The following is an 875-nucleotide window of genomic DNA, read 5'->3' on the forward strand; positions in this document are numbered from 1 at the left end:
TTCACCAAATCATTATCTTCGCGCACGCCGTAAGAACCGGTGCAGAAGCAGAAACCGTTATGGATGCTGTCAACGGTGTCTTTCAGCCATTGCATGTCTTCGATGGTGGAAACAATACGCGGCAGGCCGAGAATAGGGCGGGGAGGATCATCCGGGTGAACCGCCAGACTCAATCCGCACTGCTCGGCAACCGGCACAATGCTGCGCAGGAAGTGGGCCATGTTTTCGCGCAGTTTGGCCTTGTCGATGCCGTCATAGGTCGCCAGACGTGCGCGGAACTGCTCCAGCGTATAGCCTTCTTCCGCACCCGGTAAACCGGCAATGATGTTAGCAACCAGCGTATTTTTCTCTTCCTGCGTCATCGCCGCGAAATACTCAGCGGCCAGCTTCTGTTCCTCGGCGCTGTAATCCGCTTTGGCGCCTTCGCGTTGCAGAAGATGTAATTCAAAAGCGGCAAACGCGATGTGATCAAACCGCAGCGCGCGGGAGCCATCCGGCAGCAGATAACCCAGATCGGTGCGCGTCCAGTCAAGAACCGGCATGAAGTTGTAGCAGACGGTATCGATGCCACAGGACGCCAGATTACGGATAGATTGCTGATAGTTGGCGATATGTTGCTCAACGTTGCCGCTGCGGGTTTTGATTTCTTCATGCACCGGAATACTTTCCACCACCGACCACGTCAGCCCCTTGGCTGCAAGTTCAGCCTGACGCTTTTTGATTTCTTCAACCGGCCACACTTCACCGTTTGGAATGTGGTGCAGGGCGGTGACCACACCGGTTGCGCCAGCCTGACGCACATCATCTAGCGATACCGGGTCTTTCGGGCCGTACCAACGCCATGTCTGTTCCATCTGTTTTCCTTAAATTTTTTT

The 875-nt window shown here is 54.7% G+C and carries 1 protein-coding gene; it reads right to left on the reverse strand.

What is annotated here, in order from left to right:
- Positions 1-854, reverse strand: an 854-nt coding sequence (uxuA, locus tag TU92_RS22220) for a mannonate dehydratase (RefSeq protein ID WP_112169577.1), incomplete at its 3' end; no start/stop codon positions are given.
- Positions 855-875: the final 21 nt, after the last annotated feature.

Source organism: Rahnella inusitata (genome assembly GCF_003263515.1).
Classification (GTDB): domain Bacteria; phylum Pseudomonadota; class Gammaproteobacteria; order Enterobacterales; family Enterobacteriaceae; genus Rahnella; species Rahnella inusitata.